This is a genomic window from Rhizobium sp. 05L429 (assembly GCF_056397645.1).
Window position 1 is genome coordinate 143,545 of record NZ_JBFTNV010000008.1, and the last position, 25,257, is coordinate 168,801.

Annotated in this window: 26 protein-coding genes and 1 tRNA gene; 21 read left to right on the forward strand and 6 right to left on the reverse strand. The window is 59.6% G+C overall.

Features of this window, described 5'->3' with window-relative positions:
- Positions 1-4 precede the first annotated feature (4 nt).
- A complete protein-coding gene (locus AC1DNW_RS10905; RefSeq protein ID WP_113307261.1) occupies positions 5-1,051 on the reverse strand; it encodes a helix-turn-helix domain-containing protein in 1,047 nt (348 codons plus the stop codon).
- A gap of 160 nt (positions 1,052-1,211) precedes the next feature.
- Between AC1DNW_RS10905 and AC1DNW_RS10910 the strand changes: the two genes are divergently transcribed.
- Positions 1,212-2,288, forward strand: a complete 1,077-nt coding sequence (locus AC1DNW_RS10910) for a class I SAM-dependent methyltransferase (protein WP_477852654.1) — start codon at positions 1,212-1,214, stop codon at positions 2,286-2,288.
- Between the two features lie 59 nt (positions 2,289-2,347).
- Here AC1DNW_RS10910 and AC1DNW_RS10915 read toward each other — a convergent pair whose 3' ends face one another.
- The gene (locus AC1DNW_RS10915) at positions 2,348-3,397 is read right to left on the reverse strand and encodes a GH25 family lysozyme (protein WP_113298217.1); all 1,050 of its coding nucleotides are present in this window, start codon (positions 3,395-3,397) and stop codon (positions 2,348-2,350) included.
- A 187-nt stretch (positions 3,398-3,584) separates the two neighbouring features.
- Between AC1DNW_RS10915 and AC1DNW_RS10920 the strand changes: the two genes are divergently transcribed.
- The gene (locus AC1DNW_RS10920) at positions 3,585-3,878 is read left to right on the forward strand and encodes an Rdx family protein (protein WP_477852656.1); all 294 of its coding nucleotides are present in this window, start codon (positions 3,585-3,587) and stop codon (positions 3,876-3,878) included.
- A 3-nt stretch (positions 3,879-3,881) separates the two neighbouring features.
- Here the strand turns inward: AC1DNW_RS10920 and AC1DNW_RS10925 are convergent, their stop codons facing one another.
- A complete protein-coding gene (locus AC1DNW_RS10925; protein WP_113307259.1) occupies positions 3,882-4,289 on the reverse strand; it encodes a BA14K family protein in 408 nt (135 codons plus the stop codon).
- A 169-nt stretch (positions 4,290-4,458) separates the two neighbouring features.
- Between AC1DNW_RS10925 and AC1DNW_RS10930 the strand changes: the two genes are divergently transcribed.
- A tRNA-Leu gene (locus AC1DNW_RS10930) sits at positions 4,459-4,545 on the forward strand.
- A gap of 280 nt (positions 4,546-4,825) precedes the next feature.
- On the opposite strand, the gene AC1DNW_RS10935 is transcribed toward AC1DNW_RS10930, so the two are convergent.
- Positions 4,826-5,032, reverse strand: a complete 207-nt coding sequence (locus AC1DNW_RS10935; protein WP_162747150.1) for a hypothetical protein — start codon at positions 5,030-5,032, stop codon at positions 4,826-4,828.
- A gap of 341 nt (positions 5,033-5,373) precedes the next feature.
- Here AC1DNW_RS10935 and rfbF point away from each other — a divergent pair, with 341 nt between their 5' ends.
- The 14 genes from rfbF (at position 5,374) to AC1DNW_RS11005 (ending at position 18,492) form a co-directional block, all read left to right on the forward strand.
- A complete protein-coding gene (gene rfbF / locus AC1DNW_RS10940) occupies positions 5,374-6,147 on the forward strand; it encodes a glucose-1-phosphate cytidylyltransferase (RefSeq protein WP_113298214.1) in 774 nt (257 codons plus the stop codon).
- Positions 6,138-7,202 (forward strand): CDP-glucose 4,6-dehydratase, encoded by a 1,065-nt coding sequence (gene rfbG / locus AC1DNW_RS10945; protein WP_477852721.1) that lies wholly within the window; start codon positions 6,138-6,140, stop codon positions 7,200-7,202. Before rfbF ends, rfbG begins: the two co-directional genes overlap by 10 nt.
- A complete protein-coding gene (locus AC1DNW_RS10950) occupies positions 7,199-8,434 on the forward strand; it encodes a class I SAM-dependent methyltransferase (RefSeq protein WP_113507352.1) in 1,236 nt (411 codons plus the stop codon). The genes rfbG and AC1DNW_RS10950 overlap by 4 nt, the downstream gene beginning before the upstream one ends.
- Positions 8,431-8,973 carry a dTDP-4-dehydrorhamnose 3,5-epimerase gene (gene rfbC, locus AC1DNW_RS10955; protein WP_113298211.1) on the forward strand — a complete coding sequence of 181 codons (543 nt, stop codon included), beginning with the start codon at positions 8,431-8,433 and terminating at the stop codon, positions 8,971-8,973. The genes AC1DNW_RS10950 and rfbC overlap by 4 nt, the downstream gene beginning before the upstream one ends.
- Positions 8,970-10,214 carry a glycosyltransferase family 2 protein gene (locus tag AC1DNW_RS10960; protein WP_477852657.1) on the forward strand — a complete coding sequence of 415 codons (1,245 nt, stop codon included), beginning with the start codon at positions 8,970-8,972 and terminating at the stop codon, positions 10,212-10,214. Before rfbC ends, AC1DNW_RS10960 begins: the two co-directional genes overlap by 4 nt.
- A gap of 117 nt (positions 10,215-10,331) precedes the next feature.
- Positions 10,332-11,480: a DegT/DnrJ/EryC1/StrS family aminotransferase gene (locus AC1DNW_RS10965; protein WP_477852659.1), complete on the forward strand. Its 1,149-nt coding sequence runs from the start codon at positions 10,332-10,334 to the stop codon at positions 11,478-11,480.
- Between the two features lie 31 nt (positions 11,481-11,511).
- Entirely contained in the window at positions 11,512-12,267 is a 756-nt protein-coding gene (locus AC1DNW_RS10970) for a CmcI family methyltransferase (protein ID WP_113507349.1), read from the forward strand.
- Between the two features lie 78 nt (positions 12,268-12,345).
- Positions 12,346-13,071: a WbqC family protein gene (locus AC1DNW_RS10975; RefSeq protein ID WP_113507348.1), complete on the forward strand. Its 726-nt coding sequence runs from the start codon at positions 12,346-12,348 to the stop codon at positions 13,069-13,071.
- A complete protein-coding gene (locus tag AC1DNW_RS10980) occupies positions 13,068-13,928 on the forward strand; it encodes a phytanoyl-CoA dioxygenase family protein (protein WP_113507347.1) in 861 nt (286 codons plus the stop codon). Before AC1DNW_RS10975 ends, AC1DNW_RS10980 begins: the two co-directional genes overlap by 4 nt.
- On the forward strand, positions 13,925-15,082 hold the full coding sequence (locus tag AC1DNW_RS10985) for a class I SAM-dependent methyltransferase (protein ID WP_113507346.1): 1,158 nt from the start codon (positions 13,925-13,927) through the stop codon (positions 15,080-15,082). The genes AC1DNW_RS10980 and AC1DNW_RS10985 overlap by 4 nt, the downstream gene beginning before the upstream one ends.
- A gap of 128 nt (positions 15,083-15,210) precedes the next feature.
- Positions 15,211-15,942 carry a class I SAM-dependent methyltransferase gene (locus tag AC1DNW_RS10990; protein WP_477852662.1) on the forward strand — a complete coding sequence of 244 codons (732 nt, stop codon included), beginning with the start codon at positions 15,211-15,213 and terminating at the stop codon, positions 15,940-15,942.
- Positions 15,939-16,814, forward strand: a complete 876-nt coding sequence (locus AC1DNW_RS10995; RefSeq protein WP_113507344.1) for an NAD-dependent epimerase/dehydratase family protein — start codon at positions 15,939-15,941, stop codon at positions 16,812-16,814. The genes AC1DNW_RS10990 and AC1DNW_RS10995 overlap by 4 nt, the downstream gene beginning before the upstream one ends.
- Before the next feature lie 11 nt (positions 16,815-16,825).
- The gene (locus tag AC1DNW_RS11000) at positions 16,826-17,803 is read left to right on the forward strand and encodes an ATP-grasp domain-containing protein (RefSeq protein WP_477852664.1); all 978 of its coding nucleotides are present in this window, start codon (positions 16,826-16,828) and stop codon (positions 17,801-17,803) included.
- Positions 17,800-18,492 (forward strand): metallophosphoesterase family protein, encoded by a 693-nt coding sequence (locus AC1DNW_RS11005; protein WP_113298201.1) that lies wholly within the window; start codon positions 17,800-17,802, stop codon positions 18,490-18,492. Before AC1DNW_RS11000 ends, AC1DNW_RS11005 begins: the two co-directional genes overlap by 4 nt.
- Positions 18,493-18,546: 54 nt before the next feature.
- Here the strand turns inward: AC1DNW_RS11005 and AC1DNW_RS11010 are convergent, their stop codons facing one another.
- Both AC1DNW_RS11010 and AC1DNW_RS11015 read right to left on the reverse strand, forming a co-directional pair.
- Positions 18,547-18,873 (reverse strand): hypothetical protein, encoded by a 327-nt coding sequence (locus AC1DNW_RS11010; protein WP_113307247.1) that lies wholly within the window; start codon positions 18,871-18,873, stop codon positions 18,547-18,549.
- Positions 18,874-18,941: 68 nt separating this feature from the next.
- Positions 18,942-20,564, reverse strand: coding sequence for a GumC family protein (locus AC1DNW_RS11015; protein WP_477852665.1), 1,623 nt, complete (start codon positions 20,562-20,564; stop codon positions 18,942-18,944).
- A 130-nt stretch (positions 20,565-20,694) separates the two neighbouring features.
- On the opposite strand from AC1DNW_RS11015, the gene AC1DNW_RS11020 reads away from it, so the two are divergent.
- The 4 genes from AC1DNW_RS11020 (at position 20,695) to purU (ending at position 25,191) form a co-directional block, all read left to right on the forward strand.
- The gene (locus tag AC1DNW_RS11020; RefSeq protein ID WP_477852667.1) at positions 20,695-21,750 is read left to right on the forward strand and encodes a glycoside hydrolase family 5 protein; all 1,056 of its coding nucleotides are present in this window, start codon (positions 20,695-20,697) and stop codon (positions 21,748-21,750) included.
- A 1-nt stretch (position 21,751) separates the two neighbouring features.
- Positions 21,752-23,023, forward strand: coding sequence for a hypothetical protein (locus AC1DNW_RS11025; RefSeq protein WP_477852669.1), 1,272 nt, complete (start codon positions 21,752-21,754; stop codon positions 23,021-23,023).
- Positions 23,024-23,076: 53 nt separating this feature from the next.
- Complete coding sequence (locus tag AC1DNW_RS11030) at positions 23,077-24,093, forward strand: acyltransferase family protein (RefSeq protein WP_477852670.1); 1,017 nt, start codon at positions 23,077-23,079, stop codon at positions 24,091-24,093.
- 213 nt (positions 24,094-24,306) lie between these two features.
- Entirely contained in the window at positions 24,307-25,191 is an 885-nt protein-coding gene (gene purU / locus AC1DNW_RS11035) for a formyltetrahydrofolate deformylase (protein WP_477852671.1), read from the forward strand.
- Positions 25,192-25,257 lie beyond the last annotated feature (66 nt).

Below are 25,257 nucleotides of genomic sequence, written 5' to 3' on the forward strand. Positions count from 1 at the left end.
CGCCTCAGCTTTTTACCGGCCGAGCATAATCGGGGACACGGAACCGGCGGCGATAGACGCCGGGGCTTAGTCCTGTCATGCGCCTGAAGAGCCGGCGGAAGAAGGCGGGCTCCTCATAGCCGACCTGCCAGCTTATCTCATCGACCGGAGCATCCGTGCGCTCCAGTCGCCGCTTTGCGTCCTCCACGCGCAACCTCTGCACATAGGCGATTGGGCTGATGCCGGTCGCATGGGTAAAACGGCGCTTGAACGTTCGCTCTGTCAGGCCAGCGTGGCGAAACATCTCCTCGATGGGATTGGCGACCGAGAAATGGCTTGAAACCCATTCCTGTGCCAGCCGGATGGCAATATCGCCGTGATCCCTGCGCCCTTCGAAGACGATGTAGGGGGCAAGCCCATCCTGATGCCATTGCAGCGCAAAGAAGCGAGCGATCGCCTGCGCTGCCGAAGCGCCGGCATGGCGGGCGATCAGGTAGAGTACCAGATCATGCCAGGTCATCGAGGCGCCGGAGCTGATCAATTCCTCCCGCCTGCCGCAAACCACAAGCACGCGCTCGGGATGGACAGGCACCTGCGGAAAACTGGCCCGGAAGGCATCGGCATAACCGAGATGTACGGTCGCATCCATTCCATCGAAGAGCCCGGTTTCGGCGAGCAGAAAGAGCCCTGAGCAGGCCGAGCAGATGAGCGCACCGTGCGCATGCATGGCGCGGACCCATTCGACAAGTTCCGCATGGCGACCTTTCTCCCAGCCATCCGATGGCAGCAATATAGAGGGAACGATGATGATGTCCGTATGCTCAAGCGATGAAATGCTGCGCTGAACGGTGATGGGCACGCGGCTGGCAAGCTCGAGCGGCGCTGCGGACACGCCGACGATTTCGACTCTGAAGGGCGGACCGCGGGGGATGATTTCGCCTGCTGCCGGCAAGACTGCGAAGGCATTCATGACATCGAAGATGCCACTCAGCGTCGAGACGACCGCCTCGGGAATGGCCACGAGGCTGACATGAAGCGGTTCGGATGCTGCAGGATCGACACCGGATTGCATCTCATCCCCCGGAAGAAAGCGGCTCCGTCACTTGTCCCTATTGCCTACACCGCCGCAAGGATTGGCGCAAATGGCCCGCTTCTGGTCCATACCGCTCTGCCGCTCGGCTCCACCACCTGTCATTCAATTCGCATTCCGAATGTTTCGACAGGAGAAGACAATGGACCAGATAAGAAGCAGGACAATCGATGCGGCCAAGCTCGACCTCATCGTTTCACGGGCAATCGGCGATCTCTCTGCCGGCTATGGCGGGGTGATGGTCAGTATCGGGCACCGGCTCGGCCTTTATAAGGCGATGGCGGAAGCGGGTCCGGTCAGCTCGCATCAGCTTGCCGCCCGCACCGGATGCGCGGAACGCTATATCCGCGAATGGCTGGGTTCGCAGGTTGCCGGTGGCTATGTGATCTACGATGTCGCCGGCCACAGCTACGAATTGCCGGCGGAAAACGCAATGGTGCTAGCGCAGGACGACAGCCCGGTCTTCATGGCGGCAGCCTGGGCGATCCCGGCTTCGATGTGGGCGGATGAGGACAAGGCGCTCGAAGCCTTTCGCACGGGGGCCGGCATTCCCTGGGGCGACCATGACGGACGGCTCTATTGCGGTGTCGCCTCGCTTTACCGCAATGCCTACAAGGCAAGCCTCATCTCCGAATGGCTGCCGGCGCTCGATGGCGTGGTCGAAAAGCTGAAGGCCGGCGCGCTGGTCGCCGATGTCGGCTGCGGCCACGGACATTCAACGGCCCTGATGGCGGCGGCCTTTCCGGCCTCACATTTCCGTGGATTCGATTCGCACGCGGAATCGCTGGACGAAGCTCGACAGGTCGTAGCGAAGGTGGGTGGGACAGAGAATGTCGTATTCGAGACGGCGCGAGCGGATGCCTATCCGGACTCCGGCTATGATCTCATCTGCCTCTTCGACTGCCTGCACGACATGGGCAATCCGCTGGCTGTCGCTGATCACGCAGCCAGAACCATTGCGGCCAATGGGACAGTGATGCTGGTCGAGCACTTTGCGAAAGACGGCGTCGGCGATAATATCTCGCCGGTCGCGCGCATGTATTATGCCGCCTCGACGACGATCTGCTGTGCCCATGCGATCTCGGATGGCGGCCATACGGTGCTTGGCGCACAGGCAGGCGAAAAACGACTGGCCGAGATTTTTCGCAAAGCAGGGTTCACACGGTTCCRTCGGGCAATGGCTACACCGTTCAACCTTGTTTTGGAGGCACGGCTCTGATCTTTGCGATCGATGCCGAAAACCTTGCTGGGCTGATAAATTCAGCCCAGCGGCAGGTTTCAAAGCCCGGCCACCCAGCGGTGCCATTCATCCTCGCTGCCCCGGAAGACATTGAGGTCGATACGGCCTTCGACGCCGTGCGAGAGGCCGGAGCCGGAATATTGCCAGAAGAGCCATTTGCGGTTCGGATAGACCTTCGAAGGATGTTCCGCGACCGCACGCAGCCAGAAGTGATAGTTCTGGAAGGCGCCTTCGAGATTGTCCTCGTAGAAATCCGGGGCGGTATAAATAATGGGACGCTTGCCGTAGTGGCGCTCGATCTTCTCCATGAAGACCTGCATCTTTTCCAGCACGCGGGCGCGGGAAAGCTTCACCTTGCAGCTCGATTCGCCGTTCCATTCCACATCAATGACCGGCGGCAATGCATCCGGATCACGCGGGACGTTGCGGATGAACCAGTCGGCCTGCTCGCCGGCTGTGCGGCACCAATAGAAGAAGTGATAGGCGCCGCGCTTGATGCCGGCTTCCTTGGCTCGCCGCCAATTAGTCTTGAACATCGGGTCCAGGTGGTCGCCGCCATCGGTCGCTTTGATGAAGGCGAAGTTCGCGCCGCGGGTCCGCAGCGTTTCCCAGTCAATATCTCCCTGCCAGCGTGAGACGTCGACGCCGTGGACGGCGAGCTTGCGTGGCGAGATCTTGCCGAAATTGATCGGCTTGGCATCGCGGAAACCGTAGCCATAGACGCGCGAGCGGCCGCGGGTCGGCTGCTGGATCGCAGGAGCTGCCGCCATCGCGAATTCGACCGGGCGCTCAACGGGGACAGGCATTCCAGGCTGCGAAAGAGCTGAAGGCGTCACCGCCGAAAAGGCACGCGATTCCGGCGCCGACGCATCCCAGGCAAGGCTTTCCTGCGGGGTGGCCTCGTCCGGTTCGACCGCTGCGACCGTGGCCTGCGGTACGTGAGCCGGCGGCGGCGTGACGGAGGAGGTCATTTCCTTCGAAGGCTTCGGCGTGACGCCGGCGACGAGACTTTCCGGACCGGAAGCCGACGAGCAGCCAGCCAGAGCGAGGCAGGCAAGAAGGATTGCTGGGACAGCCGTGGAACGCATGAGCACCGTTACGCAAAACAACAACTGGGGGGTGCCTCAGCTATTCCGTGAGAACACCAATCCAGCATGACTAATAGAAAATTATCAAAAAAGACTGAATCCGATCTTTCCGCCCGGCGATTTGATAGCAGACGGATTGCGAGGCCCCTTACGAGCCTCTAGATCCCTTGAATAAAAGGAGCCTCCCATGACCGAGAAAGCCCGCGTGACCATCCTCTACTGCACCCAATGCAACTGGCTGCTGCGCGCCGGCTGGATGGCGCAGGAGCTGCTGCAGACTTTTACGGACAGTCTTGGCGAGGTAGCGCTCATTCCCGGCACCGGTGGCAATTTCGAAATCCGAGTCAATGGCGATCTGACCTGGGAGCGCAAACGTGATGGCGGCTTTCCGGGCCCGAAGGAACTCAAGCAGCGGGTGCGCGACATTATCGAGCCCGATCGCGATCTCAGCCACACAGACCGGGCTTCGCTGGAGAGCTGAGGCTCAGCGATAGGGCGAGCGGCAGGTTTTGTAGATACCTTCGTACGTCACGAAGCGATCCGTGCGCGGATTGTAGGACCGGTATTCGTTCCGGCACCATTCCACATGGCGACTGCTGTCTTTCGCCGAAGGCTGCACCCGTTGCACCGGTGGCGGGTCATAGGTCAACCGTGGCGGCAAAGTGCCGGGCGGCTGATAATATTTCGGACCGGCAGCATTCGGCGGGCGGTAATTCGGCTGGACATAGGCCGGGCGATGCCACTGCTGCGGACCGAAGCCGAAGCAACCGCGATAATCACAAATCGTCGATTGTGTATTGATAGGCCCAAGCGACGGCGAAGCGGCGTTGGCCTCAGCCAGCGGCACCGCCATAAGCAGGCCTGCGAGAAAAGCGTGGCGAAGGTCGAACATGGTGCATTCCTTTGCGGATATCCCCTAATATAGTGCGAATAGCAGGCCGTGCCATCCACTGACCCGCCGGGTGCGACAACGGCTTCATGAAGCTTTTTCACAGACTGTCAGGAAAACTTCAAAAACCCTGTTGACAGCAAAGAGCCACCCCCGTACATGGCTCTCCGTCGCCCAGATGGCGGAATTGGTAGACGCGCCAGCTTCAGGTGCTGGTACCCGAAAGGGTGTGGAGGTTCGAGTCCTCTTCTGGGCACCATTCCCATTGATCTCCAACGAGATCAAACAGATACAGGTTCTCCCTGTTATCTCGCTCACCGCAGCGTGTGTTAAGTTTCATCATTGTATTCGGAATGGCGGCCAACCCAACGTCATCGGGATTCCGTTTGCGGAAACCGTAGATTGATGCTGAAAGCTCCGCGGCAGTTGCGCTGCCGTTGTCGCGCGTTCGCTCGTTTTTMTCACCAAGGCCCATGGTTGTCGCAGCCTTTGGCCCAACTCAACATTGCGACAGCGAGCGCACTTATTTTTCGCACTTTTTATTCACCGGCATATTCGAATTTGCACAGTAGCATCGCCACATAAATGCCAATATGCCGCATTTCGATGCGTGTATGCGGATCCAGGTCTACATCATCACTTTTCTGCTCAGCGCCATCATGTGGGGCGTGACCTTCGATGCTGCGCGCAACGCTTATCGTGCCGCGCATACGGCTGGCTTGATGCCCAATCTGCATATTCAGCATAAGATCGATCGGATTCTTTGAGCGCCTCGCTCCCTTCAGACGCTTTTCTCACCCCTCAAAAATCATAGTCCCGCCGCGCCGACGTATGGCGTTGCGAAACAGCAAATAATTCCAAGAGACTACCGGCAAATTATGCAGCCGAGCGGCAGAAACCGCTCGGCTGTTGGCCATTTTCGCGCTGGCTAAGGCAAGCCTCGCACAAGAACGAAATCGGATACCGGCATCACGATGAAGATACTGCCGTTACGCTCCGTGGAGATCGTTGCCCGCATGCCGGACATGTTCGCCAGGCGCACGCCGGCCGCAATGAATATTATCAGACACTTTGGAGTTCGCTTGGGATGAAAGTCGTAATTCTGGCAGGTGGTCTGGGTTCGCGCCTCGCCGAAGAGACCAGTGTGCGGCCTAAGCCTCTGGTCGAAATCGGCGAAAAACCGATCCTCTGGCACATCATGAACATCTACGCCCATCACGGCCTGAATGATTTCATCATCTGCGCCGGCTACAAGGGCTATATGCTCAAGGAATATTTCGTAAACCTGTTCCTGCATCACAGCGACATCACCGTCGACCTCGCCACCAACGCGATCGAATACCACAAGGGCTCGAAGCCCAGCTGGAAGGTGACCATTGTCGATACCGGCATGAACTCCATGACGGGCGGCCGTATCCGGCGTATCCGGGATCATCTGGATCCGGACGAGCCCTTTTGCCTGACCTATGGCGACGGCGTTGCCGATATCGACATCAGTTCGGAGATCGCCTTCCACCGCAGCCATGGGCTGAAGGCAACGATGTGCGCGGTAACGCCCCCGGGCCGCTTCGGGGCGACGAATATCGAGAATGATGTCGTGACCGCCTTCATCGAAAAGCCGAAGGGCGACGGTCAGCGTATCAACGGCGGCTTCTTCGTGCTGGATCCTTCGGTCATCGACCTTATCGAAGGCGACGATACGATCTGGGAAGCCGGTCCGTTGCAGTGGCTGACATCCAACAAGCAACTGGCGGCCTTCCGTCACGACGGCTTCTGGCAGCCGATGGATACGTTGCGCGAACGCAATCAGCTCGAAGAGCTCTGGAGCTCCGGAAAGGCGCCGTGGAAGATATGGGCCTGACGGACTTCTGGAATGGCAGGCGTGTGTTCCTGACGGGACATACAGGGTTCAAAGGATCCTGGCTTTCGCTGTGGCTGGAAAAGCTCGGCGCGGAAGTGGCGGCGGTCTCGCTCGAACCCGAGACCAGTCCCTCTCTCTATGCGCGGCTTTCGCCCTGGAACGGGCAAGGCCACCACATCGCCGACATCCGCGACGCAACGGCGTTCAAGCAGCGCCTCGTCGATTTCGAGCCCGAAATCGTCATCCACATGGCAGCACAGGCGCTGGTCCGGCGCTCCTATGAAAATCCGGGCGAGACCTTCGCAACCAATGTGATGGGAACAGCAAACGTCCTTGACGCGGTCCGCGAGACTGCCTCCGTCAGGACGGTTCTCGTCGTCACCTCCGACAAGKTCTATGCCAACAATGGCAGCGGCATTCCCTTTATCGAAAGCGATACGCTCGGCGGCAAGGACCCCTACTCCAATTCCAAGGCCTGCACCGAACTCGTCGTCCAGAGTTACCGCGACAGCTTCTTCAAGGGGCGCGACATCAGCGTTGCTACCGTGCGCGCCGGCAATGTCATTGGCGGCGGCGACTGGTCCAAAGATCGGTTGATCCCGGATTTCATCCGCGCTTTTGAAAGCAACCAGCCGATCCTGCTTCGGTATCCCGAGGCCATCCGTCCCTGGCAGCATGTGCTGGAACCGCTTGGCGGTTATCTCGCCTTCGCCGAAGAGCTGACGCTTTCGGATGAAAAGGAGCTGCCCGAGGCGCTCAATTTCGGCCCCGATCCGCAGAGTTTCGCAACCGTCTGTGAACTCGCCGATGCACTTGGCCTCGCCCATGGTGTCAACGACGTCTGGGCGCAGGCACCCGGAACGCATCTGCCGGAGGCGCCTGCCCTCACGTTGAGCTCGGACCTGGCATTTTCCGCCATCGGCTGGCGCCCGCGCCTGAGCCTTCAGCAGACAATCGACTGGACCGCCGCCTGGTACAAGGCCAACCGCGAAGGGGCCGACATGCGCGCCTTCTCGCTCGGCCAGATCGCGGCCTATGAGGAAGCAATATCATGACAGCGCATAATTGCCGGTTCTGCGGCGCTCCCTTGCAGCACCGTTTCGTCGATCTCGGCTCGACGCCACTCGCCAACGCCTATCTGACGGAAGAGCAGCTCAAGCAGCCGGAGCCGTCCTATCCGCTGCGCGCCTTCGTCTGCTCCGATTGCTGGCTGGTGCAGGCCGACGCCTTCGTGCCGCCTGAAGACATTTTCAGTCACTACGCCTATTTCTCCTCCTACAGCGACAGCTGGGTGGAGCACGCCCGCCAGTTCACCATCATGGCCCGCAAGCGCTTCGGCCTCGGCGAGAAGTCCCAGGTTATCGAGGTAGCGAGCAATGACGGCTATCTGCTGAAGCATTTCGTCGAGGCCGGCGTGCCGGTGCTCGGCATCGAGCCGGCCGAAAACGTGGCCGAAGTGGCTCGGCAGATCGGCGTGCCCACGGAAGCGCGCTTCTTCGGCAAGGAAACGGCGGCCGATCTCGTCTCCCGCGGCCTGGCCGCCGACATCGTCATCGGCAACAACGTGCTGGCCCACGTCCCGGACATCAACGACTTCGTCGGCGGGCTCTCAGGCGTRCTGAAGCACGATGGCGTCGTCAGCGTCGAATTCCCGCATCTGCTGCGGCTGATCGAAAATATCCAGTTCGACACGGTCTACCACGAGCATTTCTATTACCTGTCGCTGCTGGCAGTCGAAAAGGTCTTCGCGGCGCACGGCCTGAAAGTGTTCGACGTGGAAGAACTGCCGACACATGGCGGCAGCCTGCGCGTGCTTGCCTGCAGGACGGCCTCTACTGCTCATCCGACCGGCCCCGGCGTCGCCAAGGTGCGCGCCGACGAGGCGGCTGCGGGCTTCGACGAGGTCGAAACCTACGAGGCGTTCCAGAGCCGCGTGGCACCGATCAAGGACGGGTTGCTCGCCTTCCTCGCGGAAGCGAAGCGCGACGGCAAGAAGGTCGCTGCCTATGGCGCCGCCGCCAAGGGCAATACGCTTCTGAATTTCTGCGGCGTCGGCACCGACCTCATCGACTACGTGGTCGACCGCAATCCGCACAAGCAGGGCCACTTCCTGCCGGGCAGCAAGCTGCCGATCTACGCGCCGGAAAAGATGGACGAGACGCGGCCGGACTACATTCTGATCCTGCCATGGAACATCAAGAACGAAGTCGTGGCGGCCAACAGCAGGGTCGGGGGCTGGGGCGGACGCTTCGCCGTCGCCGTGCCGGAACTGACGGTGATCGGATGAAATTCGTTCCGACCGCGGTTTCGGGTGCTTTTGTCGTAGAGGTCGACGCGCGTTCCGACGACCGCGGACTGTTTGCGCGGACTTTCGACGCCAAGAGCTTTGCCGACCACGGTCTCGTGCCTGTTTATCCGCAGTGCAACGTGTCGCAGAACCACAAGCGCGGTACCTTGCGTGGCATGCACTACCAGGCCGAGCCACGGCCGGAGATCAAGCTGGTGCGCGCCACGCGCGGCAAGGTGTTCGACGTGGCGCTCGATCTGAGGCGAGATTCGCCGACTTATCTGAAATGGGCCGCCGTTGAGCTCGATGCGGCCAGCCACAATGCCTTCTACATACCCGCCGGATGTGCACACGGCTTCCTGACGCTCGAAGACGACTGCGAGCTCTTCTACCAGATGTCGGAAGTCTACGTGCCGGAGCTTGCGCGCGGCGTCCGCTGGGACGATCCCGCCTTTTCCATCGCCTGGCCATTTATGCCGAGCGTCATCAGCGAGCGCGACGCCGCGCTTGAAAGCTACAGCCAGGAGACGAGCCTTTGAGCGGCATCAAACTCAGCATCTGCATTCCGACCTACAATCGCGAACCTTATCTCAGAAACGCGTTGGAGCATTGCGAGAGCTACAAGTTCAGCTTCCCCTACGAGATCGTCATTTCCGACAATGCTTCGACGGACAACACGACCCAGGTTGTCGAGGAGTTCATCGCCAAGGGACTGCCGATCCATTATCACCGCCKCGCCGTCAACGGCGGCTCGGGACCGAATCTTGCCTGCGCCTTCCATCACGCGGTCGGCGAATATTCGATCTACCTTGCCGATGACGATTTTCTGGTGCCTGCCGGCGTCGAGGCAGCAATGGCCTATCTGGACGCCAATCCCGATGTCGTCGCCTGCCACGCACCCTGGTATTTCTACGACGAAGTGCAGGACAAGGACGTCTCGAAGTTCTACGAGATCGCCGAGAACACGAAGTTCGCACGGCAGAATTTCGTGGAACTCTTCCAGTTCATCTACAACGGGCACATCTTCCCCGAGATCGGCATTTACCGCTCGTCCGCCCTGCGCTCCGCCTGGGTGCCGCGCGATTTCTGCTTCTGGGCCTTCGCCTATCTGGCGCATTTCGTCGATCAGGGTGCTGTCACATTTCTTAAAGAGCCCTTCTATCGCTCGGTGACGGTTTCCAAGATCGCGCCGACGCGCCAGCAGGCCGGCAATGACGACGTGATGACCGCCTGGGACAAGTATCGCGGTGGCCTCGAATATTTCCTCTATATCGCCGCCAAGCGTGGCAAGCTGAATACCAGCCGCGAGGCGCGCGCCATCTATGACGAGATGTGCAAGATCTTCACGCTGAACCGCATGTCGGTTGCCGTCCGTTTCTGGGTGGCTCGCAAGGACTTCATCAAGGCCTACGAGCTCTATACCCGCATGGCGCTCGGCGGGCTCGGCGAGCATCCGGAAGTGGCCCAGCTTCGTCACAACTTCCCGATGGCGGTGGCGATCCAGACGCTCGCCTATCAGGTCAACTCGACCGCCGGCATCAACAGGCTCATCCTCAGCGGCATGGCCGATCCGAAATCGATCGGCGAAATGCTGCGTGACATCGGTTTGTTGCCCGAGATCGAGATCGTCGCCGACCCGCAGACGCATGATCCGGCGCTTCTGGAGAAGACGGCGATCTTTGCCGCCGACATGCCGAGGCGCGAGAACTTCCTGAAGCTCGGCTACAAGCCGAACCTCATCTTCATCGAAACCGACCTGACGCAGCACGTGCTCGTCTGATGCCTGAAGTTGCGTCCGACGCTGCAAAGCCTCGCGCCAGTTTCACCCCCTAGTTTTTACAGAGTTCAATGTGCCCCGATTGCGTGAGTCTCAGCCCCATCACAAAAGAATTAAGGCATGACAAACAGGATATTCTACACCAAACCGTCCATCACCGAGCTTGAGACGAGCTATGCAGCCGATGCTGCGGCGAACGGCTGGGGTGCCCGCTGCTACGACTATATCATCCGCTTCGAGAAGGAATTTGCTGCCTATCTCGGCACCAGCCACGCGATTGCGACGTCGAGCTGCACCGGCGCGATGCATATGGGGCTTGCCGCGCTCGGCATCGGCGCCGGCGATGAGGTGATCCTCGCCGACACGAACTGGATCGCAACCGTTGCGCCGATCAAGCATCTGGGCGCTGAGCCCGTTTTCGTCGACGTGCTGCCCGATACCTGGTGCATCGACCCCGCGGAGGTCGAGCGCCAGATTACGCCGCGCACGCGCGCCATCATCGCCACCCATATCTATGGCAATCTCTGCGACATGGACGCGTTGCTCGACATCAGCCGCCGCACCGGCATCCCCGTCATCGAAGACGCAGCCGAGGCGATCGGTTCCGTCTGGCACGGCCGTCGCGCCGGCTCCATGGGCATTTTCGGCACCTTCTCCTTCCACGGCACAAAGACGCTGACGACGGGCGAAGGCGGCATGTTCGTGACCAGCGACACCGATCTCCATGAAAAGGTACTGACGCTCAGCAACCACGGCCGTGCCCGCAGCCAGAAGAAACAGTTCTGGCCGGATGCAGTCGGCTTCAAATACAAGATGTCGAACATCCAGGCGGCAATCGGCTGCGCCCAGCTGGAGCGCATCGAGGAGCTCGTCTCCCGCAAGCGAGAGATCCTGGCAGCCTATATGGTGCGCCTCTCCACACTGAACGGCATCAGCATGAACCCTGAATATACCGGCACGATCAATGGCGCCTGGATGCCGACGGCCGTCTTCCACCCTGCTACCGGCATCACGCGCGAAGTGCTGCAGCAGGCCTTCGAAGCCGCAAGTATCGATGCGCGCGTCTTCTTCCACCCGCTTTCCAGCCTTTCGATGTTCGGAAAAAAGCCGGCCAACATCAACGCCTGGAGCATTCCGGAGCGAGCGATCAATCTGCCGAGCTACCACGATATGAGCKAGGCCGATATCGACCGCGTGGCAGAAACGCTGATCTCGGTCGTCCGCAGCCATCAGGACAACAGCGCCGTTCACCTCCGTCAGTCGGCCTGAGCGCAGAATATACAGAAGGTTTCAGAGACTTATGACCACCAAGGACGATCGCCTCGAATTCGAAGCCCGCAAGCGCGAAATGTCGCTTGCGCTCGGCAATGACGAAGATGCCTTCCAGCAGTCGCTGAATACGCTGCTGACGCTCGACAAGTATGACTATGCCTATCTCTGGTCCTGGATGGGCGTGCCGATCATTCAGATGCCGGCCGACGTGATTGCCACCCAGGAAGTGGTCTGGAACACCAAACCCGACGTCATCATCGAAACGGGTGTAGCGCGCGGCGGCTCGATGATCTTCATGGCCTCGCTGCTGAAGGTCATCGGCAAGGGCAAGGTGATCGGCGTCGACATCGATATCCGCGCCCACAACCGCGATTCCATCGAAAACCACCCGCTCTCGCCGCTGATCACACTCATCGAGGGCCCTTCGACGACAGCGGAGACGCTTGCCAAGGTCAAAGCGGAAATTCCGGCCGGCGCTTCGGTCATGGTCGTGCTCGACAGCGATCACAGCCGCGACCACGTTCTCGACGAACTGCGCTGCTACGGCCCGCTAGTTACCGAGGGCCAGTATATCGTCGTTGCCGATACTCTGCTCGGCTATGGAAAAGATACGGCGCTGACGCCGAACAGACGCTCGAAAATCTGGCATCCGGGTGATGAGCCCTATACGGCGCTCAACATGTATCTCGAGGAGACCGATCGTTTCGAGACCGACGAAGCCCTGAACGGCAAGCTGGTACTGTCCAGCTCGCCGGGAGGATATCTCAAGTGCGTCGGCAAATGACGGAGCGCCACCGCCGTGTGGCTGGTGGCATGACGCGCGACGTGATGCGACCTGAGCCGCGACTGGAGAACGTGTAACATGACTGCCGTCGTCATTACGCAACCGATGCTGTTTCCCTGGCCGGGCTTCTTCGAACAGCTCATGATCGCCGACAGCTATGTCTATCTCGACGATACGCAGTTTTCGAAAGGCAGCTTCACCAACCGCATCCAGCTTCTGCGCGGCAACGATCGCTGCTGGATGACGATCCCGCTTGCCGGCAAAGGCAGCTTCCAGAAGATCTCCGAGCTCGCAGCGGCAGGCGAGGACTGGAAGGCGAGCCATCGCGCGCTGCTGCGTCAGTCGCTGCTTGGCGCACCCTTCATCGACGATGCTCTTTCGATCTTCGACAGCGTCTACAGCCATTCCTCCCTGCCGGAGCTGCTGATCGCCAGCATCGAGGAGCCAGCCCGGTATCTCGGCATCGGTGCGAACCGGACGGTCGAAAGAACCAGCAATATGGGCGTCGAGGGCACTTCCTGGCAGCGCGTGCTCGACATCGTTCTAAAGGCCGGCGGCACCCGCTATCTCACGGGCCATGGCGCGGCGAATTATATGGATCACAAGGCCTTTGAACGAGCCGGCGTGCAGGTGGACTACATGGACTACAGCCGCACCCCCTGGCCGCAGCCCGGAGGCTCGTTCACCCCTTATGTTTCAGTACTCGATCTCATCGCCCGAAGGGGTCCGGAGGCACGTCACTGTCTCATCCCGACCACCGTGGCGTGGCAAGACTTCCTGAAGGAGGAAACGGTAACATCATGACCGACGCAATCCCAACGTTCAAAGACAACCTGCGCGCTGAATTCGACAGCAAAGGCTATCTCGTCATCCGCGGTTTCTACGATCCGGCGACCGATATCGCGCCTATCCAGGAAGGTATCCGCAAGATCATCGAAGCCCTCTGCAGGAAGTACGGCGTCGATGCTCCGACCGGAACCACGCTCGAGGCCATGACGATCGCCTATCCGAAGCTGATCGCGCAGAACCGTTCGTGGGGCGGCGAAGTCTATGATGCGGTGAAGCAGATTCCGGCCTTCATGCAGCTCGTCACCAAGGCGAAGAATACGGCGGTCTTCGAAAAATTGCGGCCCGATTCCGTTCCCGGCATCGCTGCCGGCGGTTACGGCATCCGCATCGACAACCCCGGCGAAGAGAAATTCCGCGCGCAATGGCATCAGGAATTTCCGGGCCAGCTGCGAAGCCTCGACGGTATTGTCTTCTGGACGCCGCTGTTGCCGGTAACGGTGGACATGGGTCCGGTACAGATCGCCGAAGGTTCCCATGCCGAGGGGCTGATCCCCGTCTATCGCGATGACGCGGGCCTCGGAAAGACCGGCGCCTACGCGCTTTTCATGGACCGGGTCGACGAACGGCTGGCAAAATATGACGTCGTCGCACCGCTCCCCGAACCGGGCGACCTCATTCTGATGGACTTCCTGACGATGCATCAGGGTGGCCATAACGTTTCGAAGACGCCGCGGTGGAGCATTCAGTTCCGGTATTTCAATTTTGCCGAACCGCTCGGCGTTCGCATCGGCTGGTGCGGTTCTTTCGCCGCTGGCGTCGATTTCAGCAAAATCCTGCCGGAACTGGTGACCGATGGGGAGAACACCATATGACAGCGTGCCGCGTCTGCGGGTCGCATATCGCCGAAGCCTCGTACGAGGCTTCGGCGCCGGCGCTCACAACGACCATGGCGTTCGTCGATATTCCGACGCTCGCCTTCGTTTGCGATGAATGCGGGCATGCGCAATCCGGCGATCTGCCCGATATCGAGGCCTTCTACGATACGTCCTACCAGATATCGATGGCGTCGGACGATCACGACCAGATTTTCGCGATCGGCGCAGACAATCAGCCGATCTACCGCACCGACCATCAGGCAGCGGTGAGCCTGCGCCTGCTCGACCTGCCGCAGGGCGCCGAGATCCTCGACTACGGCGCGGCGAAATCGACGACCTTGCGCAAGATGCACAAGGCAAGACCGGATCTTCGGCCGCACGTCTTCGACGTCAGCGCCGACTACAAGTCTGCATGGCAGGGATGGGTCGCGCCGGAAAATCAAGCATCCTATACGATACCGGCCGAATGGGCCGGTCGCTTCCAGGCGATTATGAGCCATTTCGTCATCGAACATGTGCCCGAGCCGGTCGTCTTTCTGAAGGCCCTGCATGATCTCCTCGCCCCCGAAGGGCGTCTTCTCCTGTCCATGCCCGACGTCGCTGCCAACCCCGGCGACATGGCGGTTGCCGATCACCTCAACCATTTCAGCATCCCATCATTGAAGCGGGCCTTCAGCCTGGCCGGCTTCCGTGTCGATACGATCGACACGGAGGTTTTTCCGGGCGCATTCTTCGTCATTGCGAAACGTGCAGACGATTCTGTTCGCCTGAACGTGGACAGAGCCGAGATCGCCACGGCAACAGAAAAAGCCAGGGAGATTTGTTCTTTCTGGAAGCAAGCTGCCATCCGGCTCGACGAGGCAGCGACGGAATTTGCCGGTCGCCGCGCAGCAATTTACGGCTCCGGCTTTTATGGAAGCTGGATCTGCAGCCGGGTGGAAAGCGATGTCGATCTCAGCGTCTTCCTCGATCAGAATCCCAACCTGCAGGGTACCAGCCATTTCGGAAAGCCGGTTATTGCGCCCGCAGCCCTCGCAGACGAGGTCGACGTGGTTTTTGTCGGACTCAATCCCCTCAAGGCAAGGGCAGCCATTGCGCAGCAGCCCAGTCTGCATCGCCCCGGACTGAGCCTCGTCTGGATCGACAGCTAGAATGCACAGCTACCAGCAAGCCTGATGCCTTATCAAAAGGCCATGAGCCGAACGATCGTCGCCAACTGCGGAACCGGAAGGACCATATCGGTACATTCGGGAACCATCGACTCGAAGGAATTTGTATAATGACAGCAGCAGCCATAAACCTCGATGCGGTAACCTCAGAATATCGCCCGAACGGTGCAACGGCGATCGAGAACGATCTCATCCTCAACTGGTACCCCGAGCGGATCATCAATCGCTTCGGCCATTGCGGTTCGCTGCTGGAACTGGGCATCGGCCATGGATATACGCCAAGCATCTTCAACGCCGCCTGCGACCGCCACGTCATCATCGAAGGTTCGCAGGTCGTCATCGATCTCTTCAACGAGAAGAGCCCTGACTTCTCCGGTGAGGTCGTCTTCTCCTACTTCGAGGACTTCGATACGGAAGAACGCTTCGACGTTATCGTCATGGGCTTTGTTCTCGAACATGTCGAAGATCCGGGCCTGGTTCTTGATCGGTTCAGAAAGTTCCTGAAGCCGGGCGGCAAGCTCTTTGCAGCAGTTCCGAACGCAAAATCGATGAACCGTAGGCTCGGAGTCGAACTCGGCAAGATCGACRACATCTACAGCCTGAATGCGAACGATCTGGCACTTGGGCACCGTCGGCAATATTGCCGCGATACGTTCCAGCAAGAGCTGGAACGTCACGGATATTCGATGACCTACCAGGAAGGGATCTATCTCAAGCCGCTTCCGCTCGGAGTTCTAAAGACGCTGCCGGATTTCCAGGAGAATCTCGAAGCCATGCTGCGCGTCGGTATTGAATTTCCCGATCTTTGTGTTGCTTTGTTGATGGAAGCCGAAGCGGCATGACGACAGCCCTCGTCATCGGTCCTCGGTCGATGCTGGGAAGCCAGATTATCGAGCGGCTGCGGGCGCTCGATATCAAGACATTGACAGCGGGACGATCGACAGCGGACGATATCTTCCTTGATCTCGGCGTCTCCGCTGGCAACGTGTCGGAAGGACTCTCCGCCGATATCGTCTTTCATTCCGCGGCGAGTTTTGCAGACGACGGTGACAAGGGGCGCAGGCAGAATTTCGACGTCAATACTGCCAGCGCTGTTGATGTCGCTCAGCTGGTCAAGGAACTCGGCGCCAGCGTTCTTGTTTATGCAGGCTCAGCCTCTTCCGACGAGACCTTGGATCCAGGCAATTTTACATCCTATGGTCTGACCAAGGGTCTCGCGGAACAAGTCCTTGCCTGGGCGGCGCAAAAACATGGGTTTCGGTATTGCAGCCTGCGTTTTCCGCAGATCTACGACACAGAGGGACGCTGCTGCAGCCACCAGGCTTGGTTCGGTCGGATCATCGCCTACGCCTCGCGCGGGCAAAATATCCGCATGCCCCACTCGCTCGGTATCCGAAACTTCCTTCACGTCAGGGATGCCGCCGATCTGATGATCCGCGCCGCTCATACAGAGGTTAGGGGCATATTGAATATCTCCCATCCGGAAGCGATGACCTCAGATGAAATCGCCGCGGTCGCCTACGACACGTTCGGTCTGGGCGGCAATGTCATCGACGCGCCGGAAAAAGCGCCGTTCCGTAAGATAAACTTTCCCGATGGAGCACAGGCTTTCAGCCAGCTGAACTTGTTGCCCTCGATCACGATGAAAGACGGCATTGAGATGATACGGAATGCGGGGACCGCGAAAGCCTTCGGCCCCATGGATCTAGTGTGACGGCAGCAGGCATGAAGACAACTCCCATCACCGTCGTCGTGACTGCGGTCGGCGCCATCATCGGGCAAGGAATTGCCAGCTCCCTCCGGAAATCCGGGCTCTCTGTCCGGGTCATCGGCGTCGATCGGGATGCGCACGGTATCGGTCGCTACTGGTGCGACGACTTCTTCGCCAAGCCGCCATGCAGCGAAGAAAGCCCCGACTATTTCGACTTCTGGAAAAATCTCCTGATCCGGGAAAACGTCGATCTGGTATTTCCAGGGCTGGAGTCGGACGTGCTGTTCTTCAACCGAAATCGGGCTCTTACCCAAGGGACAGACGCTCGAGTCATCCTGAACAATCCCGATCTGATCGAACTTGCGCAGGACAAATGGAATTTCGGCGAAGCGCTGCAACGCCTGGGCCTGCCGGCCATACCTGGTTGCCTTGCTGCAGACTGGCACGATGCGATCGATCGCCTTGGCGCGCCCCCTTTACTTTTGAAACCGCGGCGCGGAAACGGATCGCGCGGCATCGCCGTTCTTCGGGACGAGCATGACTTTGCCTATTKGAGCCGGAAAAGCACCGACGATTTTCTCATCCAGAAATTCATCGGCAGCGACGACACTGAATTTACCGTCGGCGCCTTCGGCTTCGGCGACGGCACCAGTCTGCCGCCGATCATCTTCCGTCGCAAGCTGTCCGTCGCCGGCAATACGCAATATGCCGAAGTCGTCGAGCATCCGGTGCTGGCCAAGGCGGTCGAGACGATCGCCGGTCTTTTCAAGCCATTGGGACCGACAAACTATCAATTCCGCATGGATGGCGAGATCCCTTATCTTCTCGAAATCAATCCTCGGTTCTCCAGCAGTACGTCCTTGCGCGCCGCCTTCGGCTACAACGAAGCCCTCATGGCCGTAGAGCTCTTTCTTTGGGCCAAGCGGCCCGCAGCACCGGAGGTCCGCCCGGGCCGCGGCTGGCGCTACTATGAAGATTATGTGGTGACATGATCGCGATCATTTCAGATATTCACGGTAACCTGCCGGCCCTCGAGGCCGTACTGGAGCGCATCGATGCGCTCGGCTGCCGCCGGATCATATCGCTCGGCGATGTCGTGGGTTACTACGCTCAGCCGGGCGAATGTATCGATCTGCTGCGTGCCCGCGGGATCGTCAATATTCTGGGAAACCACGACCACTACATCGTCAGCGGCGAGGGATGCCCGCGTTCGAAACTGGTTTCGGATATCACCGATTATCAGAGAACGATTATTTCGCCGGAGCAGGTCTCCTGGCTGGCGACTTCGAAGAGTTTCATTGCCGACGGTCCGATCCATTTCTACCACGGCGGCATGCGGGACCCTATCGACCAATATCTCTATCAGATCGGACCCGCTGATCTTCCGGACGACGCATCGATCCTCTTTGCGGGCCACACCCATGTCCAGGCTTTGCTGAAACTGGGCGGGAAGCGCTTCTGCAATCCGGGCGCTGTCGGACAACCGCGCGACGGCGACCCGCGTGCGGCCTTCGCCACGCTCGCTGGTGATGTCATCGATCTGCACCGGGTCGATTACGACATCGACCGGACGGCATTTCATATGCGGCAGACAGGTTTTCCGGCGAAATGCTACGAGAACCTCTATATCGGAGCCCAGATCGGTGGCCGGATCGACAAGATCTCGCTAGCGGCTGTCTGACGGCTGGATAGATAACTTCAGGTTAGGTCCGTCAGCAGTATCCGCTTCCGGCTTTTACCGCACCGGCTGATAATGGCCGCGCAGCGGCACGCGGCTGTCCATGGAAATCACACCGTCCCGCTCGCAGACATACATCAGGGTCGGCATGCCGCCGGAGCGGAAGATCTCGTCGTGGCGGCGGCGGATCTGCACGGTTTCGGTGTGGCAGGCGTAGGACTCTTCCACCTTCTTGTCCGGCTGGGCCTTCACGCCCGGAAGATCCTTGTAGGGGTAAAGCGGCTGCACGGCCTGCCTGCCGGAATTCTGCCAGTCGATGGCAAAGGCGGGCGCGGCCGAAGTGCCGGCAACAAGCGACAGCAGGAGAACGGCAACCAACCGCATGACAACCTCTTTCACGCATCTTCCGTTCGATGCCCACTTTCAGGATGTAGGAAGATTGGAGGCCGCCATCAAGCGGAAGCGCGGGTGGGCTTGCGGAAATAACCTCTGATGACGGGATGAGAGAAGAGGCCGGCGAGGATCGCAAAACCGGCACCGACAGCAAAGCCGGCGAGCAGGCCGCCGATGATGCCCGCGACGATGATGATTTTCTTGCTCGGTCCATCCGCCTTGACCGGAACTTCGGCAGGGGAGACGACGMGGATATTGCTCTGGTTGAGGTTCTGCTGTTCGCTGGTCTCACCGGAGCGTTTGAGCACTGCCTCGTAAAGTTCACGGGCGGCGGTCGCCTTGCGCTGCAGCTCGTTCAGCTGCACCTGCTTGTCCGACGTCGTAGCCTGAAGAGCCTTCTGGATCGCCAGTTCCTTGGCGATATCGTCTTCGGCCTTCTTGGCCTGTTCATAGTCGGCCCTTGCCGAGGTCGCGACCCGCTGCAACTCGTCCTTGATTTCCGCCCCAATACTGCCGAGCGAAGAGCGGGCGGCCTGAAGGCGCGGGTGGCGGGCACCCATCTGGCTCTGCAGGCTGCCGACAACGGCCGCCTGCGCGGAATATTGCTGGCGCAGGCTGACGAGCGGCGATGTGCCCGTGGCGCCATCCGCCTGGCTGCCGGCGACGACATCCTCGACCCGCAGATTTGCGGCGGCATCGGCGCGGGCCTTGGCCTGAATGGTCTTTTCCTGGGAGTTGACGAGCAGCGTATTCAAGGATGAAAGGCGCTGGTCGGAGATCAGATTGCCCTCGGTCGCCGCCATGTCGTTGTCTGCGCGGAAGGTCTCCACTGCCTGCTCCGCCTGTTGCACTTTCTGGCGCAGATCGTCGAGGCGGCCGTCGAGTGTCGACGACGTGGTCTCGTAGATGCCGGTCGATGCACTGCTTTCCTCCTGCATGAAGGAGGTGACGACCTGGTTTGCGAGCTTTGCCGACTTTTCCGGATCGTGGGTCGTCGCCGCAAGCGAGACGACGTAGGTGTTGTTCTCACGCGTTATCAGCAGAGCTTTCTGAAGGGCGCCGATAACGGCGGCGTCATCCGTCCTGCCGCCAGTGAATTCCGGGTCCTGATCGAGTTTCAGGGCGTTGGCTACGCGGCGCAGCACATTGCCTGAGGTCAGTATCTGGACCTGGCTGTCGATCAGCGTCGAAACCATTTCCGGCGACACGGTCGAATTCTGCGAACCGCTATCGGCAAGACCGATCTGGCGCGGATCGAAATAGAGGGCGGCAACTGCTGTGAATTTCTGTTGAATGCGGGGCGCGATTACCGCGCCGGCGGCAGCACCGAGCAAACAAAGGCAGGCAACGATCAGGCGCCTGCTCCAGACGGCGCCAACGGCGGATCTGATATCGAGAAGTGGTCCGGCAACGACTGACGCCCCTTCGGCTGGGGGTTCGGGCGTTTCTCTGACCGGGAGAATAGCGCGAGACGAAGGCGCGGGCGCCGGCTCGGAAGCGTGGCGTTCCGATACTACCGGACGAGCAGGGAGCGGCTCGGGTTCGGGCGGCGGCGGCGGAACGAAATCGGTCGGCCGGATGATCGGGCTGCGCGCACGGGTTCCTTCAGGCGCAGGCTGAGACGACTCAAAACTGCGCCAGGCAGGCAGGCGGCTTACCCTGTTCCTGTCATACTGGTTCATACACACCGCATCCGCCCGGCGAGAAAGCGTGGCCGAGACAGAGCGACTTTAGAAATTCTTAGCTAACGGACCGTTAAGATACCGGCATCGAAGCCACGTGGCGACCTGCCGCGACCCACGAGGATGGCCCATGAGACGGAAAAGACTGCTGCAGAGGCTGCTGCTTGCCGCCGTCATGACCATTTCGTCTACCGTCCATGCGACGAGCGGGCCGCTCTGCTACTACGGCGTCAATCTTTCCGGCGGCGAGTATGGCGAGCGCGGCGGCGTCTACGGCACGAACTACACCTACCCGACGGAAGAAACGATAGGTTATTTTGCCAAGAAGGGCATGACGATCATCCGTCTGCCCTTCCGCTGGGAGCGCCTGCAGCCGACACTTGGCGCACGGCTTGACGATGACGAACTGCAGCGGCTGAAAGATACTGTGGCACTGGTTCGCAAGCACAAGATGAGCGTGCTGCTCGATCCGCACAATTTCGGCTATTACGACAAGGAACAGGTCGGCAAGCCGCCGGCGACGAATACGGCTTTTGCCGATTTCTGGGCGCGGCTTTCCGTCGAGTTTGCCAATCAGGATGGCGTGCTCTTCGGACTGATGAATGAGCCGCACGACATTCCCGCAACCGACTGGCTGAAAGCCGCCAATGCCGCAATCCGCAGCATTCGGGCGGTCGGCGCCCGCAATCTCATCCTCGTTCCGGGCACGGCCTGGAGCGGGGCGGCAAGCTGGGAAAGCGATGTGATCGGCGGCGCGAATGGAACCGTCATGCTCGGCGTGCGCGATCCGCTCGATTTTTATGCCTATGAATTCCACCAGTATCTCGATGTGGATTCTTCCGGAACGCACGATACATGCGAGGGTTCAAAGGCCGCGACCGATGCCGTCACCAATGTGACCGCCTGGCTGAAGAAGAACGKCAAGCGTGGCTTTCTCGGTGAATTCGGTGCTTCGGCGAATGCGGATTGCCTCGACGGGCTGAAGACGATGCTCACCACCGTGTCCGACAACAGCGACGTCTGGTTCGGCTTCTCCTATTGGGCAGCAGGCGAATGGTGGCCGGCGACAGAACCTTTCAACGTGCAGCCGCGCGATGCGCCGGAGCGTCCGCAGATGCGCCTTCTCGAGCAGATGGTGGAGAAACACGCCCCCGTCTGTGCCGCCGTCAAACCCGCGGGGAAGTGACATGACKGCAATCGGAGAAACCAGTGCGAGGTTTGAAAGGGCGGCCGGCGCGGCCAGCACCGCTTCACGTCTCGATTACCCGATCCTGATACTCGGGCTGCTTTCAGTCCTCTACAACGGCATCCTGGCTTTCATAAACCACAACATCATGCCGCTTTCGATGACTCATGTGGCTGCCAGCGAAGGCCTGATCATGGCAAGCGCGATCCTCTATATCCTGCACAAGGGCATTTACGAGGAGGATCTTCCGGCTTTCCTCTTCATGCTTTTCACGCTGATCGTGACGATCTATGTCAGCGTGCTCAACCGCATGGCCTTTATCGACCATTTCCGCAACGTGCTGATCATTTTCTGCTTCACCGGGCTTGGAGGCTGGTGCAACGAACGGACGCTGAAGCTGGTCTTCCGTGTGGCCTGCGCCATGGTGCTGCTTTTCCTKATCTTCGAGATCATCAGCGTGCCATTCTATGTCAGTATCGTGCATCCCTCGGACTATTTCGCCAATACGCGCGGACTGTTGCCGCTCAGCTACAATAAAACCGGCCTGTTTCAGAACGCACTCGGCTTCGAGGGTCGTTTCTCCTTCGGCCTTATCGACCATCGTTCCTCGTCGATCTTCCTCGAACAGGTGTCGCTTGCCAATTTCTGCGGCGTGATCGCGATCTACCTGATTTCGATGTGGGATCGGCTGACGAGGACTGACCGGKCGCTGGCTGTTGCGACAGCAGTCCTGATCCTGACGACCAACGACACGCGCACGATGCTGATCTTGTGCATCTGCTGTATCGGCGGCTATTTCGTCTTTCCGAAAATCCCCAAAGCCGTCAACCTGGCACTGATGCCGCTCATCGTTTGTGCCGGCTTCCTTGTCTACATGAAGGACCCCAACGCGATCGGCGACAATTTCACCGGGCGCATCAATCTGACGATGAAGAAACTGATGGATCTCGATCCGCTGGCGGTCCTCGGACTTTCGGTCGACAAGGTCGCCCAATTCGCCGATAGCGGCTATGTCTATCTCGTCTATGGCGCAACGGTCTTCGGCGTCATCGCCTTCTGGCTTTTCGTCTGCCTGTTCCCGGGGGGCACGAGCCCGGCCCAACGGCGCTGCGCCCATTCACTTTCTCTTTTCATTTTTCTGAATATGATGATCGGCGGGACGGCAATCTTCTMGATGAAGATCGMCGGCCTTCTCTGGCTTGTCGTCGGGTACATGCGTTTCCGCGACACGCCACGCATCCGGCAGGATCGTCCGGCAAATGTACTGAGTTGACGAAGCGGCCTGCCGAGGGGCAATCCGCGGAGCCTGTGGGAGCAAGACATCAGATGCTTGTCCAGCTGCAATATCTGCGCGCTATCGCGGCGCTTATGGTCGTCTATTTTCACGCGATCCTGCAGCTTGCCAAGGTCAATCCCGCCATCGACGCGACCTCGTTCATCTATGGCGAAACGGGTGTCGATATCTTCTTCGTGCTCAGCGGCTTCGTGATGTGGTTGACGACGAGCGGACGCGCCATGACGCCGGCCGACTTCGCCCGCAAACGCATCAAGCGGATCGTGCCGCTCTACTGGCTGGCGACGCTTTTCTCAGCGACCGTGGCGCTCATCGCCCCATCACTTCTGAAGTCGACCGCCTTCGACCTGCCGCATCTCATGGCATCGCTGCTCTTCCTGCCGTGGATCAACCCGGTCGATCCGACGATGATCGCGCCTGTTGTCGTTCCTGGCTKKACACTGAACTATGAGATGTTTTTCTATTTCGTCTTCGCCTTGCTGCTGCCGCTGCGCGAGGATTATCGACTGCCTGCCCTGTTCGGCGCCTTTCTAGCCATCCTGATCGTCTGCCATCTGCTGCCGGAAACGACGGCCACGACATTCTACGGCGAACCCATCATCCTGGAATTTCTGGCCGGTGCGGTGCTTGGCTGGCTCTATGGCCAGAAAATCCTGTTGCCGCAGCGCTGGGCATGGGTCCTGCTGGCCGTCGGCTTTGCCTTCCTGTTCATCAACGAGGATCTGGTGCGGGCCGAGAACCGCTATTACGGCTGGGGCATACCGGCGATCTTCATCGTCTACAGCGCTGTTTCCATCGACTTTTCGAAACTGCCAACTGTCGGCTGGCTGAACTATCTCGGTGATGCCTCCTACGCGATCTACATCACACACGCGTTCACGCTGGCGTTCCTGCGCATCATCGCCAATCATTTCCCCATCGGCGCGCTTCAGCAGCCCGTTTTCTTCGTGATCCTTTGCCTTGTGCTCTCTTCTGTTCTGGGAGCAGTTATTCATGAAATCACCACGCCGCGCCGAAAAGTCCGGGTTGCCAGCCGACCGGCCACCTGACTTCAACACATCAAAAGGCGAGGACGGGCTTTCCGACGGCGCAGGCAGAACGGAATCCTGCATAGCCTGTCATAAGCTTGCGGCCATGAAAGCAAATGCCGCAGGCGTGAAAGTTCGGCTTGCAGTTTATTGCAGAAATGAAAGCTTGCCGGCCTGTTCGCGGCCACGGCTTTGAACTAAGCACGGCCCGGCGCCGCAAAGAGGGAAGAGGACATGACGGACTATGTATTGACGGTAACCTGCAAGTCGACGCGCGGCGTCGTGGCGGCGATTTCCACCTATCTCGCCGAAAAGGGTTGCAACATCATCGATAGTTCGCAGTTCGACGACCTCGATACCGGCAAATTCTTCATGCGCGTCAGCTTCATTTCGGAAGAGGGTGTGTCGCTTGCCGAGATCCGCGAAGGCYTCAAACCGATCTACGAGAAGTTCGGCATGGACGCGGAAGTGCATGACGGGAGCGAGCGCCTGAAGGTGCTTCTGATGGTCTCCCGCTTCGGCCACTGTCTCAACGACCTGCTCTACCGCTGGAAGATCGGCGCGCTGCCGATCGACATCGTCGGCGTCGTCTCCAACCATTTCGAATACCAGAAGGTTGTGGTCAACCACGACATTCCCTTCCACCACATCAAGGTGACGAAGGAGAACAAGCCGCATGCCGAAGCCCAGATCCTCGACATCGTCGAGCAGACCGGTACCGAACTGATCGTGCTTGCCCGCTATATGCAGGTTCTCTCCGATGCCATGTGCAAGAAGATGTCAGGCCGCATCATCAACATCCACCACTCCTTCCTGCCGAGCTTCAAGGGTGCCAATCCCTACAAGCAAGCCTACGAGCGTGGCGTGAAGCTGATCGGCGCGACCGCGCATTATGTGACGGCCGATCTCGACGAAGGCCCGATCATCGAACAGGACACGGCGCGCATTACCCATGCGCAGAGCGCCGACGACTATGTCTCGATCGGCCGCGATGTCGAAAGCCAGGTGCTGGCGCGCGCCATCCATGCGCATATCCACCGCCGCGTCTTCCTCAACGGCAACCRCACCATTGTCTTCCCCGCCAGCCCGGGAAGCTATGCTTCCGAACGCATGGGTTGAGCCGGGCAACCGGMCTCCACCCAAATCCGGACGGCTGAAATCTTCCGTTGCCTGTCGGCAAGTGCT

What these genes read in the sequence shown, in the direction of transcription:
- AC1DNW_RS10975 (WP_113507348.1), top strand. Translation starts at nt 12,346, where the DNA reads ATGACTGCCGTCGTCATTACGCAACCGATGCTGTTTCCCTGGCCGGGC.
- rfbF (WP_113298214.1), top strand. Translation starts at nt 5,374, where the DNA reads ATGAAAGTCGTAATTCTGGCAGGTGGTCTGGGTTCGCGCCTCGCCGAA.
- AC1DNW_RS10915 (WP_113298217.1), bottom strand. Translation starts at nt 3,397, where the DNA reads ATGCGTTCCACGGCTGTCCCAGCAATCCTTCTTGCCTGCCTCGCTCTG.
- rfbC (WP_113298211.1), top strand. Translation starts at nt 8,431, where the DNA reads ATGAAATTCGTTCCGACCGCGGTTTCGGGTGCTTTTGTCGTAGAGGTC.
- AC1DNW_RS10925 (WP_113307259.1), bottom strand. Translation starts at nt 4,289, where the DNA reads ATGTTCGACCTTCGCCACGCTTTTCTCGCAGGCCTGCTTATGGCGGTG.
- AC1DNW_RS11010 (WP_113307247.1), bottom strand. Translation starts at nt 18,873, where the DNA reads ATGCGGTTGGTTGCCGTTCTCCTGCTGTCGCTTGTTGCCGGCACTTCG.
- AC1DNW_RS10905 (WP_113307261.1), bottom strand. Translation starts at nt 1,051, where the DNA reads ATGCAATCCGGTGTCGATCCTGCAGCATCCGAACCGCTTCATGTCAGC.
- AC1DNW_RS10985 (WP_113507346.1), top strand. Translation starts at nt 13,925, where the DNA reads ATGACAGCGTGCCGCGTCTGCGGGTCGCATATCGCCGAAGCCTCGTAC.
- AC1DNW_RS11005 (WP_113298201.1), top strand. Translation starts at nt 17,800, where the DNA reads ATGATCGCGATCATTTCAGATATTCACGGTAACCTGCCGGCCCTCGAG.
- AC1DNW_RS10920 (WP_477852656.1), top strand. Translation starts at nt 3,585, where the DNA reads ATGACCGAGAAAGCCCGCGTGACCATCCTCTACTGCACCCAATGCAAC.
- AC1DNW_RS10995 (WP_113507344.1), top strand. Translation starts at nt 15,939, where the DNA reads ATGACGACAGCCCTCGTCATCGGTCCTCGGTCGATGCTGGGAAGCCAG.
- AC1DNW_RS10980 (WP_113507347.1), top strand. Translation starts at nt 13,068, where the DNA reads ATGACCGACGCAATCCCAACGTTCAAAGACAACCTGCGCGCTGAATTC.
- AC1DNW_RS10970 (WP_113507349.1), top strand. Translation starts at nt 11,512, where the DNA reads ATGACCACCAAGGACGATCGCCTCGAATTCGAAGCCCGCAAGCGCGAA.
- AC1DNW_RS10935 (WP_162747150.1), bottom strand. Translation starts at nt 5,032, where the DNA reads ATGCTGAATATGCAGATTGGGCATCAAGCCAGCCGTATGCGCGGCACG.